We start from the raw sequence: 18,950 nt of genomic DNA, 5'->3' as shown, positions 1-18,950 counted from the left end.
AGCCAAATCAAATTCCAAAAAGTAAGGGGGAAGTCATATGAACTTAAGAGACTTAAAAAATAAACATATTAAGTATGATTGGAAAACTATTTTTGTAGGCGTCCAAGGGAATTATTTTAGTAAAGACGTTATTTCTGATTATGCAGTAGAATTGATGGGGATTGGTGATGAAAGTGAGTTTGTTAGTGAACTTTCATGGAGAGTCTCTAATGAAAATTTAGGTAAGGTGATGTTAGAAATAAAAACTAATTATTTTTCTCAATTAGATGAAGAAAGCACAGTGTTAGTAGAAGAGAAAAGAAAACTAAGATTTGTTTGTTTATCTGAAATAAAAGAAAGATGTAAAGAAGATAATGAGTTATTAAATGAAATTGCAAAGTTTTATGGAAATCATCACTATCCAGAAGATATGGTGAGTTTTGTTAATTATATGCCTCAAGAAGTTCCCACTACGAAAAAAGATTTGGTAAATAGGTTTGGGGAATTTTTGAAATTAGAGGAATCGAGATTTAAATGCTAATATATACAAACTATCAATAAATAGGTCGTGACTTACAATTAGTTTCTGAAACGGGAAGGTAAGTTATGCTATATGTAATCGCAGAGAATAATAATGAGCCATTTGAAACCTAGATGTTATAACATACTTTCCAAGCTCGTTTAGAGTTACAAGAAGATACGATTGTTGAAATTAATGGTGATGGAAATCAGCTTTTTATTATGGGACCATGCACAGTAGAAAGTTATGAACAAGTACGTCAATTTTCTGAAGCAATGAAAGATCGATGCGTAATACGCTTCATGTTTCCGCTGTGCCGATTTTAAAGAAAGAAACACATATTTACCTGTCGTTGTCGATATAACGCATTCTACAGGGCGATGTGACCTCCTATTGCCAGCCCAGATCCAGCGCGCATCAAATGAATATCATTTTCGGTTTCTGTCGGTAAGTCGATATATTTGAAAAATCACCGATATAAATTTCATTTACTATCTACTATCGTATTGCTTAAAATAAGGTTTCTACGTATTGAATATCTATATTTTTACAAAAAACGCCCTTTTTTTCATAAAAAATACGAAAATACGAGAAAAGAAGCGAATTTTTTCGAAACTTTGCGGGAAAATATTGTATGAGCCTGCGTTTTTATCGTATCATTAGTAAAAGGAAGAACTCGGGACGATTGGTGGCATCTGCAAATAGAGTTGATGTCTTTTTTTCATTCAAGTAACCGATACATAAAAATAGATAACAAAAATAGAAGGAGTGTGCGATGAGATGAACGTAACAATTTATGATGTAGCGCGTGAAGCAAACGTTTCAATGGCTACCGTATCTCGTGTAGTGAACGGTAATCCAAATGTAAAGCCTACAACAAGAAAGAAAGTATTAGAAGCAATTGATCGTTTAGGGTACCGCCCAAATGCGGTAGCACGTGGACTAGCAAGTAAGAAGACAACTACAGTAGGTGTTATTATTCCTGATATCTCAAATACGTTTTATGCAGAACTTGCTCGTGGAATTGAAGATATCGCAACAATGTACAAATATAACATCATTTTAAGTAACTCTGACCAAAACAAAGAGAAAGAGTTCCATTTATTAAATACGATGCTTGGAAAACAAGTGGACGGAATTGTTTTCATGGGTGAAGATATTACAGACATTCACATTGAAGAATTCAAAAAGTCTCCAGTGCCAATCGTATTAGCAGCGTCATTTGATGAGCAAAATGAAACGCCATCAGTAAATATTGATTATACACAAGCGGCTTACGACGCAATGAAGCACTTTATTGAGCAAGGACATACGCGTATCGGCTTCGTCTCTGGTCCTTTCATTAATAAAGCGGGAAGCGCGAAGAAGTTACAAGGTTATAAAAAAGCTTTAGAAGAAGCAGGTATTTCATATGATGAAAATCTTATAATCGATGGAGATTACACATATGATTCAGGTATCGAAGCATTCGAAAAGCTTTGGAGCAGTGATGAAAAGCCAACAGCAATCTTCGTGTCTTCTGACGAAATGGCACTAGGTGTAATCCATGCAGCACAAGACGCTGGATTAAACGTACCAACTGATGTAGAAGTACTTGGTTTCGATAATACACGCCTTGCATTAATGGTTCGTCCGCAACTTTCAACAGTTGTACAACCGATGTATGATATCGGTGCAGTAGCAATGCGTCTATTAACAAAGTATATGAACAAAGAAAAAGTGGAAGATCACACTGTTATCTTACCTCACCGTATCCAATTTAGAGATTCAACGAAGTAAGTATAAAAAAGCTCACAGCGATTGCTGTGAGCTTTTATTCGTATTCAGGATAGTATGTTTTAATTACTGTATCTACCGTTTCATTTTTTTTAACGTGTAAAAACCTTGCGTATAGTTCTTTTCCAGTTTCAAATGGTGTATCGTCTAATTCAAACACATGCAACACTTTTCGAAACGTCCATGTCACTTGCTCATCGTACATATTATTGTACGTATCTTTAGATTGTATAGCTATTTTTTCACCTAGTTTATGTGCTTCTTCTAAACTGTTTGCTTTAACAAGAATAATACTTTCTTCAAAAAGTGTATCGTGATTCTCTTCATAATACTCATCCATTTTCGTAGGATCAGGCTCACCAGAATGAACAGATTCAAATAATAATTTTACAGCGTACATATTATGCTGCATGTTTCACCTTATAAATAATACTTGCGACAAGCGAAGCAGGTATTGTAAATACGTTACTTTGATAATGATAATGTATTTGGGATTCTTCATAAGACATGTTGTCATATAGTTCGTTTTGTGACACGTTCATTTTTTTCTGTTTTGTCTTGAGCATTTTAATATAGTTATACTGTATTGGGACGAGAATGATGAAATAGGCTAATACGATTAGTGAAATCCAAATCATTATGAACACTCCCTTGTAAAGAATAGTTGTATATGGTAATTATATCAATTTATATGAATGATATCCATTTTTAAAGTGGTCAATTTCCTTTCCAAAATGCAAAAAGTTCTTCAGGACTCTGTAAATTATGTTCAAGGCATGCTTGTGCAGTGCGCTTAAAGCTTTGTATTAAATGTTCTAACCGAGAAGGTTCATATTGTTTTACATTGCCAGCAATAATAGTTTCATCCTTGTCTAAGTTAAGTGATATTTGTTTCTAATTGTACAACTTCGATATAAAAAAGCTTTTTGTCTAAGTCGATTGTAATATAATCGAATCGCTCTACTTGTTTAAAATATCCTACAATATCATCTTTCAATTGAAATCCTCCTAAGTATGCGTCCTATTGGTGACTTCGCTACAAAATGGTATTGTTCCTTGTTATATGTCACATAAGTGCAAATTTAACTATTATAGGGCAATGTCATGTATAATAGAAAGAAAAGGCTTGTGAGGGGGGAGAAGAGATGATCGTTCTTTGGATAATTACGCTTTGTATGACTGCTATTTTTGCATATATGACGTTAAAACAAAATGGCTTAAAGCGATTTGTTCCAGGAAGTATTCTTGCAGGAATTGCCCTTATCACTTATGTAATTTCTATTTTTATTGAAAGTGTATCAGTGGACATGAGCACAAGTTTAATGTTCATGGGTATTACACTATTTGCAGGTAGTATTATGGTACTTATGGTTGCAGGTATTATTTTATTTATTCATATGAATTCGGAAACGTTATAGCATATAGAAAAGGCATGTCCCGAGGGGCATGCCTTTTTATCCGTTCAATTATGCTCTATCTTTAGAAGAATTTTGTTGTTTTAATAAGTCGCGAATTTCGCCAAGAAGTTCTTCTTCTTTTGTTGGTTCTGGAATTTCTTCCACTTTTTCTTCTTCTCTTTTAGATGTTAGTTTGTTGAACACTTTAACGAACATAAAGATAGCAGCTGCAATAATTAAGAAATCAAAAATAGTTTGGATAAAGTTACCATACATAATGGATGATTTACCAAATGTAATTTTTAAATCTGTAAAGTTAACGCCACCTAATACCATACCAAGTAATGGTGTGATAATATCTTTTACTAAAGAACTAACGATTTTACCGAATGCAGCCCCGATTACAACCCCGACAGCCAAATCGATTACATTCCCTTTGAATGCGAATTTTTTAAACTCGTTCCACATGTGTTAATCCCATCCTTTCCACGATTCATTATGAAATTTATAATTCCTATCAACATATTCTATAGAAATTTGCGATAGAAATAAAGGGGAAATGGGAATGAAAGTAAATTCTGAAAAATGTATCCGTTTTAATTTTTGTTTAGATCGTTCAGTAGAGATTGCAACAGTTGCTGCGTTTTTAATCCTTCTAATCCATCTACAACAGGCTTTGTATCGCCGTGTACACATTCGATAAAATGATGAACTGCATCTTCAAAACCACGTTGTTTTAACGTTGTATCCCATGATGGTGAACCAATCTGAGAAACTGCATTTTCCTGCTCAACTTCAAATGTGTTCATATTTTTTACGCGAATGATTTTACCTGTCGTTACAAGTTCAATTTGTTCTAAATTTGTACCTGCATGGCGGTGCATCGCGGTAGAAAGTAACAGTCCACTTGGCGTTGTATATGTATGATGTCCGTAAAGAAGTTCGTTCTTTTCATTGATTTGCATCATATTATGAACGATGTTAAGGTCATCGTTAGCTAACCAGCGAGCAGTATCTACAATATGTAAGTAATCATCTAACATAGTAAAGTCATACGTATATGGCCCCACCTTATTTGTGCGGTGCTTTTCAATTCGAATCCATGAAGTATCATTAGCTTGCTCTTTGGCAGTAACGTACATAGGAACGAAACGGCGATTAAATCCGACCATTAACCTTCGATTATACTTTTCACTCATTTCAACTAGCTTCTCTGCTTGCTCAGTAGTAGCAGCTAGCGGCTTATCAACATAAACGTCGATTCCTTTTTGTAGAAGTTCAGAAACGATTTCATAATGTGTAGCAGTTGAACTATGGACGAAGATTGCATCACATTCTGAAGCTAACGTTTCAATAGAATGGAAGTCTTGAATCCGGTATTGCTCGCAAATTTGTTTTCTTTTATTAACATTAGGTGTAAACGCTCCCAAAAAAGTCCAATCAGTTTCCTTTGTGAGTGTTGGAAGGTAAGCCTTTTGTGCAATACTACCTAATCCAATCATTCCAATACGAGGTTTGCTCATGTGTTTTTCCCACCCTATTATAAATATATAAGTTGTCTAGCTGTATAGCTATGTGACGAAATAACTGTAGCATAGACTGGGGAGAATGGCAAAAAATAGATTTGAAAATGATACGTTTTTTATAGGAAATGAGCTTTTATTTATTTGTCGCTAACAAAATCTTCTCTATCTCTTCAAAGTTATGAGCGCGAGCGTGCTCTAACGGGGTAACACCATCGTTGTCTGGAATATTTACATCTGCACCGTGTTCAATAAGAAGCTGAATGACTTGTTGCTGTGTTTCGTTTCCGTTACTTAATACGATGGCTTCCATTAAAGCGGTCCACCCGAGATTATTTACATGGTTAACATCAATAGTTGTTCGCGTAAGGAGTTCTTTAATAACATCAATATAGCCATGTTCTGAGGCGGGGATAAGAGCTGTTCCGCCGTAACGATTTGTAAGCGATGGATCTGCACTGGCATCAATTGTTAGTTTTAAAATATCGAAGTAACCTTCTGCACCGGCGTATAGAAAGGGATTGTTTTTCATATCATCTTGGATATTTACGTTAGCACCTGCTTCAATAAGCGCTTTTGCGGTTTTCACATCATTTTTGTATGTAGCAATCATAAGAGGGGTACGTCCTTTATTGTCTGTTATATTTATGTCAGCCCCTTTTTTGAGTAACGATATAACGGTATTCGTTTCTTGTTTTTCAGTAGCTGCTAGTAGCGCTGTCTCCATGTTTGTCATCTCCTTTTTAACTCCTTGTTCTTGCGAGCAACCTTGCAAAAAAATTACGTAACAGATCATGCTTAATGTTTTTTTGAACATGGAATTTCAACCTCCTCATTTCAACTGTAAAATAAGAACATTAAATTTTTATAAACTGACGCTAAAATTACTATAAAATCGCTTGAGTATTTGAACATATATTTTTATGCTTATGAGTAATAAGGTTTGGTAAAGTGAGGATGTAAAATATGTCTATTAAAACAAGATTTTTATTCTCTTATATTGCTGTTATTCTCGTTTCCATTACGCTCATATTAGTCGCGGGATTTTTAATTGTTTTTTCCATAACAGGAGACTTGGAATCAGTGAAAAATTTCTATAAAAGTTCCTATATTCAAAAGCCGCTTACGCCAGAAGAAGAGAATACGTATATTGAATTGAAATTAGCGGCAAAGAAAAATCAATCTCAACTATTAGATGAATCGTTCGTTTCAACACTTGAAAAAGAAGGTGTGAAAATAGTTGTAAGAAAGGGAGAAACCATTTCTTATGCTACAAAAATATTTGAAAGTGTATCTTTAAAAGAAGCCCTTCCAAAATTTGAATCAGCAAATATTAATAGTCGTGGTACAACGGAACTAGGCGATACATTTTATCGGTATGTAAAATTTGATTTTTATTTTCCTGGAGATGAAGAAGGGAGTATATTTGTACTAAAAAGGCAAAGTTCATTTGTCGATCTTACACAAAAGTTATTTCCGATTTTGTTCGGAGCGCTTTTACTGTTAGCCATTTTACTCATAGGGCTATTAAGTTATTTCGTCTCAAGAAGTGTGATAAAACCAATTTTTGTACTGAAAGATGCGACTGGGAGAATTAAAGAAGGGGATTTAGATTTTCAAATTCCAGTTACATCCCATGATGAGATTGGGCAATTAAATCAAGGATTTGAGGAAATGAGGAAGAGATTAAAAGAGTCGATTGAAGTACAAACGCAGTATGAAGAAAATCGAAAAGAGCTCATTTCAAACATATCTCATGATTTAAAAACACCGATTACATCTATTATCGGATATGTAGAAGGCATAAAAGACGGGGTCGCAAATACGCCAAAAAAAATGGATAAGTATTTAACGACCATTCATACGAAGGCGAAGCATATGGATACACTCATTGATGAGCTCTTTTTGTTTTCGAAGCTTGATTTGAATCGAGTTCCTTTTCAGTTTGAAACGATAGAATTAAACATGTTTATGCAAGAATTATTAGAAGAGATGCAGATGGATTTAAGTGAGGAAGGTATAGAAGTTTATTTACAATTACATTCATCACCACTATATGTAACGGCCGATTGCGAAAAGATAAATAGAGTGATATCAAATTTAATTCATAATAGTGTGAAATACATGGATAAAGAAGCGAAGAAAATTACTGTAACAGTATTAAGTGATAACAATACAGTCATTGTAAAAGTGGTGGACAATGGATCAGGTATAGAAGCTGATACGCTGCCGTATATATTTGAGCGGTTTTATCGTGCAGAGCAATCGCGAAATTCTAGCACAGGTGGAAGTGGACTTGGCTTAGCGATAGCGAAGCAAATTGTTGAAGAACATGGCGGAGAAATTTGGGCGGAAAGTAAGCTTGGGGAAGGTACAAGTATTTTCTTCTCATTGAAAAAAGTACAGGAATGTGGTGAGTAGAATGAAGAGAATTTTACTAGTAGAAGATGAAATAAGTATTGCAGAATTACAGCGAGATTATTTAGAAATTAGTGATTTTCAAGTCGATGTAGAGCATTCAGGAGAAATAGGTCTACAAATGGCTCTTCAGGAAGACTACGATTTAATTATTTTAGATATTATGCTTCCAAAAATGAATGGATTTGAAATTTGTAAGCAAATTCGAGCTATAAAAGATATTCCGATTTTACTTGTTTCAGCAAAGAAGGAAGATATAGATAAAATTCGCGGACTCGGTTTAGGAGCAGATGATTATATAACGAAACCGTTTAGCCCGAGTGAATTAGTCGCAAGGGTAAAAGCTCATATTTCTCGTTATGAAAGATTATCAGGAAATGTGAGTAAGCAACGCGATACGCTATACATTCACGGAATTTCTATTGACCAGCGAGCGAGAAAAGTTTGTATAAACAATGAAGAAATCGCGTTTACAACGAAGGAATTTGATTTATTAACATTCTTTGTAACGCATCCAAACCAAGTATTAAATAAAGAACAGTTATTTGAACGTATTTGGGGACTAGACTCAGCTGGCGATTTAGCCACTGTCGTTGTTCACATTAGAAAGCTACGTGAAAAAATTGAAAGAGATCCCGCCCACCCGCAATATATTGAAACAGTATGGGGAGCTGGTTATCGCTTTAACGTGTAATGTACCTGCCGAGTAATGGGCAGGTTTTTTATGTTATTTGAACGAAAAGGGAATAATAGGTAATTTATGTTAAAATATAAAGAGAGATAAAACACAGGAGAGCATGAGAGGGCGTGCTACATAACAAGGCTTTAAAGATTGGAACGAATATCGTACTTATTTTATTAATTATTGGTGCAATACAAATGTTTTATGATGAAGATTCTACGAATGATCATTTCGGTGGGTTATTTATGATGTTCTTTTTTGGAATTAAAATAATTTCTAGTTTTATGATAAGTTTAAAAGAAGGAGATCAAAAGGCAGTATTACTTGATGTAGGTTTAATGATTTTTTTGTTCTTCTTGTTGTTTCTAGTGTGAAATATTTCTTTTAAAAAAGCTCATAGTCTTATAGAGACTGTGAGCTTTCCTTAATAATAGCGGTACTAGTGTAACGATTTATAAAATGTTTGAGTAGTAGAAGTAAACTGAGCAGATTCTTCTAAAAAAGGATAATGGTTACTCTCCTCAAATGTCACAAAGATAGAATTACGTATACCCTCATGCATCTCGATAGAATATTGGATCGGGCACTGTACATCGTGTCTTCCGCAAATAATTAGCGTTTTTATGTTGATAGAAGGTAAGTACTTTCTTAAATCAAATGAAGGATATTCGTGAGAGAAAGCGTTCATCCGGCTAGCAGACATTGTTTTTTTGATTGGTTTACAAAAATAAGAGTTGTAGTTTTCAGGTTTATACAATGATAATTTTGTCCTCTTAGTAGATAGTTCTTTCCGTTCTTCACTTGTAAGGTGAGGGCTTTTTAAGTTTTCGACGAGCTGTTGCATATAATGAAACTGAGGATGTGCTGGGTGATAAATGCAAAATGGTGTTTCGGTATAATTACTTGCTGCAGCTCCGGCCACGACTAATGATTGTAAGGAATTTGGATATGTAATTGCATATAAAAGTCCAAGCATACCACCTGTTGAATGACCGGCGAAATGCCATGTTGGGAGTTGTAAAGCTTCTCGTATTGCTTCTAAGTCGTGAACTGTTTCAATCATACTTAATTCTTTTGCTGAATTGGCTTTTGCTGAGTTACCAGCATCTCTTAAATTAATGAGGAATACACGATGCGTAGAAGTGAAAACATCTGCAAAGTAATCACCAGTTTCATTAAATTGTGAATAGTGATGTGTAATGCAAAGCGGTTCGCCATTTCCTTTTGTAAAAAGTTCAAATGTGCCACGTTTCGTGTTGATTATTTGTTGTGTCCACATAATATCACGACCTTTTCTTATAAAAATTGGACCGGCTAATTCTTAAATAAAATATATCGGCGATTATTAGAATATATCAGCGAATCTAAAAATATATCGACTTACCGACAAAAGTCGTCAATAAATAAAAGGAGGCCATTAAAAAACGAGCCTCCTTTTCGTTTAGTACAAAGATTTTGTCATATTATTCCGAATAATTTCAAGGGATTTCGCTACAGTTAATGCATTCTTTTCTTCAATTTCTGGTTTACGGGGGATCGGTTTATACATGTTGTCTGGATCTTCCCATGTGAGGGGAAGTTCTGTTTCAGCTTGTCCTTTCCAAGCGTCAATCCATTCTGGAGGGAGATAACCTGAGATGTTTTGGATGTTGTTCATTTCGAGCCAAATAAGTGCCCAAGCTCTTGGGACGACGCGCCAGTGGTCATAGCCACCACCGCCGACAGCGATCCAGCGACCTTCGCAATATTCATTAGCGATTTCGCGAGCGAGCTTCGGTATTTCACGGTAAATATTCATCGTTGCGCAAAGGTGTGTAAGTGGGTCGTAATAATGTGCATCAGCGCCGTTTTGCGTTAAAATAATATCCGGTTTAAAGTATGCGGCAACTTCTTTTACGACAGTACGATATGAATTTAAAAACGATTCGTCTTCTGTAAAGGCATCCAGTGGAACGTTAAAAGAATAACTATAGCCATTACCTTGTCCGCGCTCATTTACAGCGCCAGTTCCAGGGAATAAATAACGCCCAGTTTCATGTAGTGAAATGGTGCATACGTTAGGATCGTCGTAAAAAGACCACTGTACACCATCACCGTGATGAGCATCTGTATCAATATATAAAACACGTAAACCGTATTTTTTCTGTATATATTTCATTGCGATGGAACTATCGTTATAAATACAAAAGCCAGATGCCTTGCCGCGGAAGCCATGATGTAAGCCACCGCCTAAATTAAGTGCATGTTTTACTTTCCCGGAAAGAACAGCATCGACAGCTGTTAATGTTCCACCAACAAGTAATGCACTTGCCTCGTGCATATTTGGAAACATCGGTGTATCTTCTGTACCGAGTCCATATGTCATCGCAATTGATTTTTCTAACTTACCTTCTCCAGCACGTTTTACCGCATTTATGTACTCCTCTGTATGAACGTAGGCGATCTCTTCATCTGTAGCCATCCTTGGTGAGATGATTTGGGAAGGAGAGATGAAACCACCCTTTTGTAATAAGTCATACGTAAGTGTGACGCGAAGTTGGTTAAAAGGATGATCAGGGCTAAACGAATAGCCCCGAAAATCATCCGAATAAATAAACGCGCTACTCATGCTTGCATCCCCATAATGTTCGGCCATAATACGCGGTAGCCTTCTGCTTCAAGTGCATCAATCACTTTTAGCGGATTCATCGTTTGAATGCGGAAAACGAGTACTTTATCATTCTCATCTTTTGCTGGGTAGACGAGAACGCTCACGATATTTATTTGCAAATCACTAAAAATAGCAACGACTTTTCCAAGAATACCAGGTTCGTTTTTTACTTGAATTTCAATTTGTGAACTTGGTTGATGTGCTCCTGTTAATTTCACTAACGTGTGCAGTACAGTAGATTCAGAAATGATTCCAACTAGCTTGCCAGCCTTTGTAACAGGGAGACAGCCAATTTTATTTTCAAAAAATAAAGTAGCAATTTCTTCAACGAAATCGAGAGGATGGCAAGTCATAACAGGTTGTTTCATAATAAGGTCGAGCGGTTGTTTCAGCATAGCGAGTGGAACTTGTTCATCAAGAATTGATGGACTTGCATCTCTTACATCCCGATCAGAAATAATGCCTACCACATGATTATTTTGATCGACAATTGGAATGTGCCGAATGCCTTTCGTGCGTATCGTTCGGATTGCTGTTTCGATTGTATCGTTTGGGTGTAGTGTCACCACATCTTGATTCATAATTTCTTCTACAATCATTCCAGTTGCCCCCTTTATTTAGTACATAAAACGATTGTGAAAACGTAGACGATCAAATGCTTGAATAGACTCCGTATCAACGCGTTTACCGATGCGGACCATTAAACAGTTAGCGGGATGCGAGCAAATTTCAGGATCATCTGTAGCCATCCATTGTAAGCCACCAGCATTCATCATCTTTTCCATTACTTTTCGATATTCCCAAACATTTAAGCCTGTTTGTTTTAAATCCCAGTGCCAATAATATTCAGTCGTCAATATAATGTAATCTTCCATATGATCGTCCATCATTGAAACTTCTAATAAGTTCTTTCCGACAGAGCAACCGCGGAAGGTGGGGACAACTTCAATTGCCCCGAGTTCAATTAAGTTTTCAATCTTTCCTTCTGACCATCGTTCGAGTGGATCAGGATACAAGTATGTAACATATCCAACGATCGTTCGGTCATGTCTAGCAATAATGAGACGAGCTTCTGGTAATTTAGAAATTTCGACAATTGCTTTATATTGCTGCTCGGCAGGACGAAACGCAATTAAGTCTGGATGAAATTCATACATTTCTAAGTTATGTGTAGAGACAGGACCTTCAATAATTAAAGTGCCTTTCGCTGTTTTTAAGTTTCTGGCATTGTATATTTTTTTATGGATCAATGTATTGCTCACCACCTTGAGGGTTTGTGAATCTATTAATATCGTACTTTATAATATATGCGATGTGAATCGAATTTTGTCATTAAAAATTTGTCTAAAAATCAACAAATATACTGAAAATTTTAAATAATATCATTATAATAGATAATAGAATACATAGGAGGGGGATGTAAAGTATGAAAGTAGAAACGCTTCCTGTCATTAAAGGAGAAAATAATTTGCCGAATTATGATGAGGCATACGCGAATTTTAACTGGGAAGAGGTTAATAAAAATTTTACTTGGAATGAAACAGGTCGAGTAAATATGGCGTATGAGGCAATTGATAAGCATGCGAAATCCGATCGAAAGAATAAAGTAGCCCTTTATTATCAAGATGGATCGCGAAAAGAGAAATATACATTTAAGGAAATGAAGGATTTTTCTAATAAAGCAGGAAACGTCCTGAAAAATTATGGCGATGTAGAAAAAGGCGATCGCGTTTTTATTTTTATGCCGCGTTCCCCAGAGTTATATTTTGCACTTTTAGGTGCAGTGAAATTGGGAGCAATCGTTGGTCCGCTATTTGAAGCATTTATGGAAGGCGCAGTTCGCGATCGTTTAGAAGATAGCGAAGCAAAAGTGTTAATTACAACACCTGAATTGTTAGAGCGAGTACCATTAAATGATTTACCTGCTTTAAAAACAGTATTCCTTGTTGGAGATAATGTAGAAGAAGGCGGTAAAACGGTAGCGTTCAATCCTTTATTTGAACAAGCTTCAAAAGAATTACATATTGAATGGCTAGGCCGTGAAGACGGTTTAATTCTACATTACACATCTGGTTCTACTGGGAAGCCAAAAGGTGTGCTACATGCGCAAAACGCAATGGTGCAGCACTATCAAACGGCGAAGTGGGTATTAGATTTAAAAGAGGACGATGTATATTGGTGCACAGCTGACCCAGGCTGGGTAACAGGAACGGCTTACGGTATTTTCGCGCCGTGGTTAGTCGGAGCATCAAATGTTATTTTAGGTGGCCGCTTTAGTCCAGAAGCGTGGTATGAAGCACTGCAAGATTACGGTGTAACAGTTTGGTACAGCGCGCCAACAGCATTCCGTATGTTAATGGGAGCTGGACAAGACGCAATTAAAAAATATGATTTATCACAAGTTCGTCACGTATTAAGCGTTGGTGAACCGTTAAATCCAGAAGTAATTCGCTGGGGTATGAATGCATTTGGACTTCGTATTCATGATACGTGGTGGATGACAGAAACAGGTGGACAAGTTATTTGTAACTATCCTTGTATGGAAATCCGTCCAGGTTCAATGGGTAAACCAATTCCAGGTGTGAAAGCAGCGATTGTTGATAATGAAGGAAATGAAGTGCCTCCATACACAATGGGCAACTTAGCAATTGGTAAAGGTTGGCCAGCTATGATGCGCGGGATTTGGAATAACAAGCAAAAATATGAGTCTTACTTTATGCCGGGAGATTGGTACGTATCAGGTGACTCTGCCTATATGGACGAGGATGGATACTTCTGGTTCCAAGGACGTATTGACGATGTTATTATGACGTCAGGTGAGCGCGTTGGTCCGTTTGAAGTAGAAAGCAAATTAATCGAGCATGCTGCTGTTGCAGAAGCTGGGGTAATTGGTATTCCTGATCCGGTGCGCGGCGAAATCATTAAAGCATTTATCGCGCTTCGAGCAGGATACGAACCATCTGATGAATTAAAAGAAGAAATTCGTCAATTTGTAAAGAAAGGCCTAGCAGCTCATGCAGCGCCAAGACAAATTGAATTTAGAGATAAATTACCGAAAACGAGAAGTGGTAAAATTATGCGCCGCGTATTAAAAGCGTGGGAGTTAAACTTACCAACAGGTGACTTATCAACGATGGAAGATTAAGAGAGAAGGGTCTGAACGAAACAACGTTCAGACCTTTTTTTGTAAATAATAAAGGAGATAAGGTAGATGAAGATACCAATTTTAGAAGGAGACAACGTGTATTTACGTTCTGTAGAACCTGAAAAAGATTACATCGAGTGGTATGAGATAATGAAAGATCCTGATATGCATCATTGGACGGGGAATACAATCCCGAAAGATAGTAATGAGATTAAAGAGCTGTTACACACTTATAAAGGTTTGAAGGATATTATGGCATGGTCAATTATAATGAAACAATCAAAGGAAATGATAGGGACATATTGGATCTCTATACCAACGATGAATAAAAATAAAAAGTTAATTGTAAGTTCAGAGGCTCAGCGGATTGCACGTAAATTTTGGCGTACAGGTGTCAATCGAGAAGCAAGAAATTTAATATATAATTATATCTTTTTAACTTTAGAAGTGGATGAAGTTCATGCGCAGGCTTGGGATAATAATATAAATTCATGCAGGTCTATGGAGAAAATCGGATTTAAATTAGGGAAACAAGTGAAACGCTCATTTCCTAAATACGATAAAATATTTTTGGAAAACCATTATGTACTATTAAAAAAGGACTGGCTTGCATAAAAGGTTATGATTGAAAAAAATATTTATTGATGTAAAATAAAAGCAAAACTTATACATACGAGTTAAAGGGGAGAAAGAAATGAAAACAGAAAAAGAAAAGATGATACATGGGGAAATGTACATACCGGCTGATCCAGTTTTAGTACAAGAGAGGGAGCAGGCTCGTATATTAACGAGAAAATTAAATGAAACACCAGAAGTACAATTAAAAGAGCGTAGCGAAATCGTAAAAGAACTATTCGGAACGACTGGAGATAACATTCATCTTGAATCTTCTTTCAGGTGTGATTACGGCTATAACATTCACGTGGGCGAAAATTTTTACGCGAACTTTGACTGTACAATTTTAGATGTATGTCCAGTAACAATCGGAGTGAACTGTATGTTAGCTCCAGGTGTTCACATTTATACAGCAACACATCCGCTTGATCCAGTAGAGCGCATAAGCGGATCAGAATATGGAAAGCCAGTTACAATTGGCGATAACGTATGGATTGGCGGAAGAGCGATTATTAATCCAGGTGTAACAATTGGAGACAATGCGGTGATCGCATCTGGCGCCGTTGTAACGAAAGATGTACCGGACAATGTAGTAGTTGGCGGGAATCCTGCAAAGATTATTAAAAAAATAAAATAATATTTGAACGAAGTGCCTTCCTCGTCTGTATACATTTATGAAAGAATAGATGAGGGAGGCTTTTTTATGTCTAATAAATTACTTCTTGCTTTTGCTTTACTTGGAATTATAGTCGTATTTTCTTGTGGTCTTTTCTTACCGATACCAATTGGATATAGAGTATCAATGCTTACAGCTGGAGTTATAATGAGTGTTATGTTTTCAATCATTATTCCGTTTGATAGAAAACATATAGTACGGAAAAATGGATATAAAATTGATTTTACAAAAACAAAAGTGTATTTTCGTTGGAATGTATTTGATACGATTTCTGTCTGCCTTGCGTTGTATGCATGTATATGTGTGCAAGCGTTAAATATTTTAGTTGCAATGGGATTTACGATTCAAAACCCATATGTTCAATTTTTTACAAATCAATCACAATTGTGGGTTTTCATTGCAATTGCATATTTAATTTCCCGTATTTCATTAACGCTAAAAGGAATAAAGGAGATCAAAAATCATGGCGCAGATTGGGATTGAGGAGGAACTCATGCTTGCGTATCAAAGTGGAGATAAACAGGCGGGAGAAAAACTATATGTTTTAATCAAACCAGCGCTATACACATTTTTGTATCGATTTAACCGAGATGAACAATTAAGTATCGACCTTGTGCAAGATACGTTTTTGACGTTAGAGCGTAAGAAACATATGTATGAACCTGAAAAAGGTAAAATAAAAACGTATTTATTTCAAATTGGTTATCGTCTTATGATTAATAAATTAAATAGAAGAAAAAAGTGGCGTACGCTTTTGCCATTTTTAGTGCCGATTCAGGAAAAGGAATTTTCTCACGAAGATCGACTCACAGTAAGAGAAGCGATTTTGAAAGTTCCGGAAGAACAGCGAGCTGTCCTTATTCTTTCTTATTATCATGATATGCAGCAAAAAGAGATTGCTGAGATATTAAACATTCCGATTGGAACAGTGAAGTCGAGACTTCATAACGGGATAAAGAAATTGAAACAATTGCTGGAGGTGGATGAAATTGAGCGAAAATCCCTTTAAGAGTGAATATAAATTAAAACAGCATTTAGATAGTGACCATGTAGAAATACCGGGCTTTCCAAAAAAGGTAAGTCGCTTCGATCGATTAATCAGATTTCTTGGTTCCCCAGCGAAAGATCCTGTGGAGGCGACGATTGGGAATGATTTATCTGTTGTGTTTCATGTATCGTTAATAGTTGGAGTTCCACTTCTTTCTCTTATTACGATACTCTTTGCGACGTTGTAAAGGATTGGCAAGAAGAGAAACCCGACCTCTATTTGACACGCCTATATAAATGATGGTATAAAGAAAAGTATATGAATAATTGAGCGTGGAAAGGGAGAAGTAGTGATCATTTCCCTGTTTTAGAGAGCTGATGGCCGGTGAAAATCAGCACATAGATGATCGCGAATTACGCCCCTAGAGCATCTTTTTTCGATTGAATTGTATTCAAAAGGGAAAAGACGGTGCTAAGCCGTTATGTAAATAAGGTGGTAGGCTTTTTTTGCCTGCAACTAGGGTGGTAACGCGATAATCAAAATCGTCCCTTATTTAAAGGGGCGATTTTTTTATGTTTTCAACCTTCACGCCAGTAATGAACTTAAAGGAGAGTATGTAGGATATGGGTATTTTACAAGATCTTGAATTTCGCGGTTTAATTAATCAGCAAACAGATGCTGAGGGACTTGAGCAATTATTAGAAAAAGAAAGCGTTAAATTATACTGTGGTTTCGACCCGACAGCGGATAGCTTACACATCGGTCATATGTTACCAGTATTAATGTTACGTCGTTTCCAATTAGCTGGTCACCAACCAATCGCACTTGTTGGCGGTGGTACTGGTATGATCGGTGATCCAAGTGGTAAAAAAGCAGAGCGTACATTAAATACGAAAGATACAGTTGCTTACTACACAGAAAGCATTAAAAACCAACTTTCAAACTTCTTAGAGTTCGAAAACGTGGACAACCCAGCAACGATGGCTAATAACTATGATTGGCTTGGTAACTTAGATGTAATTTCATTCTTACGCGATATCGGTAAAAACTTCGGTTTAAACTATATGTTAGCAAAAGATACAGTAGCATCTCGTTTAGATACTGGTATTTCATTCACTGAGTTTAGTTACATGATTTTACAATCATACGACTTCTTAAACTTATACCAAAACCATAATTGCCGCTTGCAAATCGGTGGTAGTGATCAATGGGGTAACATTACAGCTGGTCTTGAATTAATCCGTAAATCAGAAGAAGATGCGAAAGCATTCGGTTTAACAATTCCGCTAGTTACAAAATCTGACGGTACGAAGTTTGGTAAAACAGAGGGCGGCGCAATTTGGTTAGACCCAGAGAAAACAACTCCTTACGAGTTCTACCAATTCTGGATTAATACAGATGACCGTGATGTTGTAAAATACTTAAAATACTTCACATTCTTATCTCATGAAGAAATTCTTGAGCTTGAAAAGCAAGTAGCTGAAGCGCCAGAAAAACGTGCAGCACAAAAAGCATTAGGTTCTGAAATGACAAAACTTGTTCACGGCGAAGAAGCATTAGAGCAAGCGATTAAAATCTCAGCTGCATTATTCAGCGGTTCTGTAGCAGAACTGACTGCAAGCGAAATCGAACAAGGATTCAAAGACGTACCATCTGTAGAACGTACTGCAGAAGATACAGTATTAATCGACTTACTTGTAGAAAGCAAAATCTCTCCATCAAAACGTCAAGCACGTGAAGATGTAACGAACGGCGCAATCTACGTAAACGGTGAGCGTACACAAGCATTAGACTACGTTGTAACAGAAAACGACCGCATCGAAGGTAAATTTACAATCATTCGCCGCGGTAAAAAGAAATATTTCTTAATTCGTTACTAATCAGAAACGAATATAAAACAAATAGTACCCCGGATTGTAGGCTGAAAAGTCTATGATTCGGGGTTTTTATGTATAAATTTAGATTGCCTTACGAGTTCTTGTAAATAGAATATGAAGAATTAATACGAGCATATAAAGTAAACTAATAAGCATAACAACAAATGCTGTTGGATGAAATTTTGCCGCATATATAAAGAAATCGATTTGATAAATATCTTGGTAATTTGAAACGGTACCTTTAAAGTAATTCGTAAACTTAGCGCTATATTTCCATTCATCAGGATCATCTATCAAATTACTCCCTTGATACCAATTAATAAGCGCGGAAGTAATAAATAACATACATGCACTACCTAATTGAACCATTTGGTTTATTGTCAAAATGAATCAACCTCCTATTTAATGGTTATTATAGCGTGCATTCGTATTCTTGTAACCTTTTTGTTGTAATCTCCTTTTCGAGTTCATACGAAAATCACATGTAAGCGGTATGATAAATGTATAACAACTAGAAAGGAGTGGTAAAACAAAATGTCACTAGAAGCGCTCATTATTTTTTCTTTGCTAAACGCGGGTCAGCTTGCAGAGAATTCGAAGGTGGATATACATAAAGAGCAGAAAGATGCTTATGTATATGTTCAGAAAGAGGAAAATAAATAACTTTAATATATATAAATAAAAGCTACTCGAAGTAACTGTTT

24 protein-coding genes, 2 pseudogenes and 1 other annotated feature are annotated in these 18,950 nt (G+C 36.1%); of the genes and pseudogenes, 15 read left to right on the top strand and 11 right to left on the bottom strand.

Annotated features, from left to right (window positions below; genetic code table 11):
• The first annotated feature begins 37 nt into the window (after positions 1-37).
• From AC3WTA_RS11055 to ccpA, 3 genes and pseudogenes are all read left to right on the top strand, one after another.
• Positions 38-520 (top strand): DUF2247 family protein, encoded by a 483-nt coding sequence (locus AC3WTA_RS11055; protein ID WP_070169156.1) that lies wholly within the window; start codon positions 38-40, stop codon positions 518-520.
• A 256-nt stretch (positions 521-776) separates the two neighbouring features.
• A pseudogene (locus AC3WTA_RS11050) lies at positions 777-898 on the top strand (bifunctional 3-deoxy-7-phosphoheptulonate synthase/chorismate mutase); the annotation flags it as partial.
• 381 nt (positions 899-1,279) lie between these two features.
• Positions 1,280-2,278, top strand: a complete 999-nt coding sequence (ccpA, locus tag AC3WTA_RS11045; RefSeq protein ID WP_001103309.1) for a catabolite control protein A — start codon at positions 1,280-1,282, stop codon at positions 2,276-2,278.
• Positions 2,279-2,312: 34 nt separating this feature from the next.
• On the opposite strand, the gene AC3WTA_RS11040 is transcribed toward ccpA, so the two are convergent.
• The 3 genes and pseudogenes from AC3WTA_RS11040 to dhp61 all read right to left on the bottom strand — a co-directional run bounded on the left by AC3WTA_RS11040 (position 2,313) and on the right by dhp61 (position 3,272).
• Positions 2,313-2,675, bottom strand: coding sequence for a DUF4288 domain-containing protein (locus AC3WTA_RS11040; RefSeq protein WP_117616436.1), 363 nt, complete (start codon positions 2,673-2,675; stop codon positions 2,313-2,315).
• A 1-nt stretch (position 2,676) separates the two neighbouring features.
• Positions 2,677-2,913 carry a DUF3949 domain-containing protein gene (locus AC3WTA_RS11035; RefSeq protein ID WP_078182804.1) on the bottom strand — a complete coding sequence of 79 codons (237 nt, stop codon included), beginning with the start codon at positions 2,911-2,913 and terminating at the stop codon, positions 2,677-2,679.
• Positions 2,914-2,992: 79 nt separating this feature from the next.
• Positions 2,993-3,272, bottom strand: a pseudogene (gene dhp61, locus AC3WTA_RS11030) (protein Dhp61).
• A gap of 148 nt (positions 3,273-3,420) precedes the next feature.
• Between dhp61 and AC3WTA_RS11025 the strand changes: the two are divergent.
• Positions 3,421-3,693, top strand: a complete 273-nt coding sequence (locus AC3WTA_RS11025) for a DUF3917 domain-containing protein (protein WP_000636592.1) — start codon at positions 3,421-3,423, stop codon at positions 3,691-3,693.
• Positions 3,694-3,741: 48 nt separating this feature from the next.
• Here AC3WTA_RS11025 and mscL read toward each other — a convergent pair whose 3' ends face one another.
• From mscL to AC3WTA_RS11010, 3 genes are all read right to left on the bottom strand, one after another.
• A complete protein-coding gene (gene mscL / locus AC3WTA_RS11020; protein WP_000267008.1) occupies positions 3,742-4,140 on the bottom strand; it encodes a large-conductance mechanosensitive channel protein MscL in 399 nt (132 codons plus the stop codon).
• Positions 4,141-4,268: 128 nt separating this feature from the next.
• Positions 4,269-5,195 (bottom strand): Gfo/Idh/MocA family protein, encoded by a 927-nt coding sequence (locus AC3WTA_RS11015; protein ID WP_492332877.1) that lies wholly within the window; start codon positions 5,193-5,195, stop codon positions 4,269-4,271.
• A 136-nt stretch (positions 5,196-5,331) separates the two neighbouring features.
• Positions 5,332-6,012, bottom strand: a complete 681-nt coding sequence (locus AC3WTA_RS11010) for an ankyrin repeat domain-containing protein (RefSeq protein WP_492332876.1) — start codon at positions 6,010-6,012, stop codon at positions 5,332-5,334.
• Positions 6,013-6,161: 149 nt separating this feature from the next.
• Here AC3WTA_RS11010 and AC3WTA_RS11005 point away from each other — a divergent pair, with 149 nt between their 5' ends.
• The 3 genes from AC3WTA_RS11005 to AC3WTA_RS10995 all read left to right on the top strand — a co-directional run bounded on the left by AC3WTA_RS11005 (position 6,162) and on the right by AC3WTA_RS10995 (position 8,669).
• A complete protein-coding gene (locus AC3WTA_RS11005) occupies positions 6,162-7,616 on the top strand; it encodes a sensor histidine kinase (protein ID WP_000023887.1) in 1,455 nt (484 codons plus the stop codon).
• 1 nt (position 7,617) lies between these two features.
• Positions 7,618-8,307: a response regulator transcription factor gene (locus AC3WTA_RS11000; RefSeq protein WP_000821763.1), complete on the top strand. Its 690-nt coding sequence runs from the start codon at positions 7,618-7,620 to the stop codon at positions 8,305-8,307.
• 113 nt (positions 8,308-8,420) lie between these two features.
• A complete protein-coding gene (locus AC3WTA_RS10995) occupies positions 8,421-8,669 on the top strand; it encodes a hypothetical protein (protein WP_002096278.1) in 249 nt (82 codons plus the stop codon).
• Positions 8,670-8,734: 65 nt separating this feature from the next.
• On the opposite strand, the gene AC3WTA_RS10990 is transcribed toward AC3WTA_RS10995, so the two are convergent.
• The 4 genes from AC3WTA_RS10990 to acuA form a co-directional block, all read right to left on the bottom strand.
• Positions 8,735-9,595: an alpha/beta fold hydrolase gene (locus tag AC3WTA_RS10990; RefSeq protein ID WP_097860441.1), complete on the bottom strand. Its 861-nt coding sequence runs from the start codon at positions 9,593-9,595 to the stop codon at positions 8,735-8,737.
• A gap of 141 nt (positions 9,596-9,736) precedes the next feature.
• Positions 9,737-10,903: an acetoin utilization protein AcuC gene (gene acuC / locus AC3WTA_RS10985; RefSeq protein WP_000092827.1), complete on the bottom strand. Its 1,167-nt coding sequence runs from the start codon at positions 10,901-10,903 to the stop codon at positions 9,737-9,739.
• Complete coding sequence (locus AC3WTA_RS10980) at positions 10,900-11,544, bottom strand: acetoin utilization AcuB family protein (RefSeq protein WP_000634565.1); 645 nt, start codon at positions 11,542-11,544, stop codon at positions 10,900-10,902. Before AC3WTA_RS10980 ends, acuC begins: the two co-directional genes overlap by 4 nt.
• An 18-nt stretch (positions 11,545-11,562) precedes the next feature.
• A complete protein-coding gene (gene acuA, locus AC3WTA_RS10975; protein ID WP_000581390.1) occupies positions 11,563-12,195 on the bottom strand; it encodes an acetoin utilization protein acetyltransferase AcuA in 633 nt (210 codons plus the stop codon).
• Between the two features lie 176 nt (positions 12,196-12,371).
• Here acuA and acsA point away from each other — a divergent pair, with 176 nt between their 5' ends.
• From acsA to tyrS, 7 genes are all read left to right on the top strand, one after another.
• Positions 12,372-14,090, top strand: coding sequence for an acetate--CoA ligase (acsA, locus tag AC3WTA_RS10970; RefSeq protein WP_000862051.1), 1,719 nt, complete (start codon positions 12,372-12,374; stop codon positions 14,088-14,090).
• Positions 14,091-14,156: 66 nt separating this feature from the next.
• Entirely contained in the window at positions 14,157-14,705 is a 549-nt protein-coding gene (locus AC3WTA_RS10965) for a GNAT family N-acetyltransferase (protein ID WP_000701184.1), read from the top strand.
• A 79-nt stretch (positions 14,706-14,784) separates the two neighbouring features.
• Positions 14,785-15,342 carry a maltose acetyltransferase domain-containing protein gene (locus AC3WTA_RS10960; protein WP_078182799.1) on the top strand — a complete coding sequence of 186 codons (558 nt, stop codon included), beginning with the start codon at positions 14,785-14,787 and terminating at the stop codon, positions 15,340-15,342.
• A gap of 66 nt (positions 15,343-15,408) precedes the next feature.
• Positions 15,409-15,864: a hypothetical protein gene (locus AC3WTA_RS10955; protein ID WP_000066432.1), complete on the top strand. Its 456-nt coding sequence runs from the start codon at positions 15,409-15,411 to the stop codon at positions 15,862-15,864.
• Positions 15,845-16,390 (top strand): RNA polymerase sigma factor, encoded by a 546-nt coding sequence (locus AC3WTA_RS10950; RefSeq protein WP_000057190.1) that lies wholly within the window; start codon positions 15,845-15,847, stop codon positions 16,388-16,390. Before AC3WTA_RS10955 ends, AC3WTA_RS10950 begins: the two co-directional genes overlap by 20 nt.
• Entirely contained in the window at positions 16,371-16,616 is a 246-nt protein-coding gene (locus tag AC3WTA_RS10945) for a hypothetical protein (protein ID WP_001293791.1), read from the top strand. Before AC3WTA_RS10950 ends, AC3WTA_RS10945 begins: the two co-directional genes overlap by 20 nt.
• A 77-nt stretch (positions 16,617-16,693) precedes the next feature.
• Positions 16,694-16,922 (top strand) — a binding site (T-box leader).
• Positions 16,923-16,992: 70 nt separating this feature from the next.
• Positions 16,993-18,249: a tyrosine--tRNA ligase gene (gene tyrS / locus AC3WTA_RS10940; protein WP_000512075.1), complete on the top strand. Its 1,257-nt coding sequence runs from the start codon at positions 16,993-16,995 to the stop codon at positions 18,247-18,249.
• 78 nt (positions 18,250-18,327) lie between these two features.
• Here tyrS and AC3WTA_RS10935 read toward each other — a convergent pair whose 3' ends face one another.
• Positions 18,328-18,630, bottom strand: coding sequence for a YjdJ family protein (locus tag AC3WTA_RS10935; RefSeq protein ID WP_000154636.1), 303 nt, complete (start codon positions 18,628-18,630; stop codon positions 18,328-18,330).
• Between the two features lie 150 nt (positions 18,631-18,780).
• Between AC3WTA_RS10935 and AC3WTA_RS10930 the strand changes: the two genes are divergently transcribed.
• Positions 18,781-18,909 carry a hypothetical protein gene (locus AC3WTA_RS10930; protein ID WP_000050940.1) on the top strand — a complete coding sequence of 43 codons (129 nt, stop codon included), beginning with the start codon at positions 18,781-18,783 and terminating at the stop codon, positions 18,907-18,909.
• Positions 18,910-18,950: the final 41 nt, after the last annotated feature.

The sequence above is a fragment of the Bacillus sp. EB106-07-01-XG149 genome (assembly GCF_058791555.1).
Note: the sequence above shows the minus strand (reverse complement) of the source record. Positions and strands in the feature narration are given on the sequence as shown.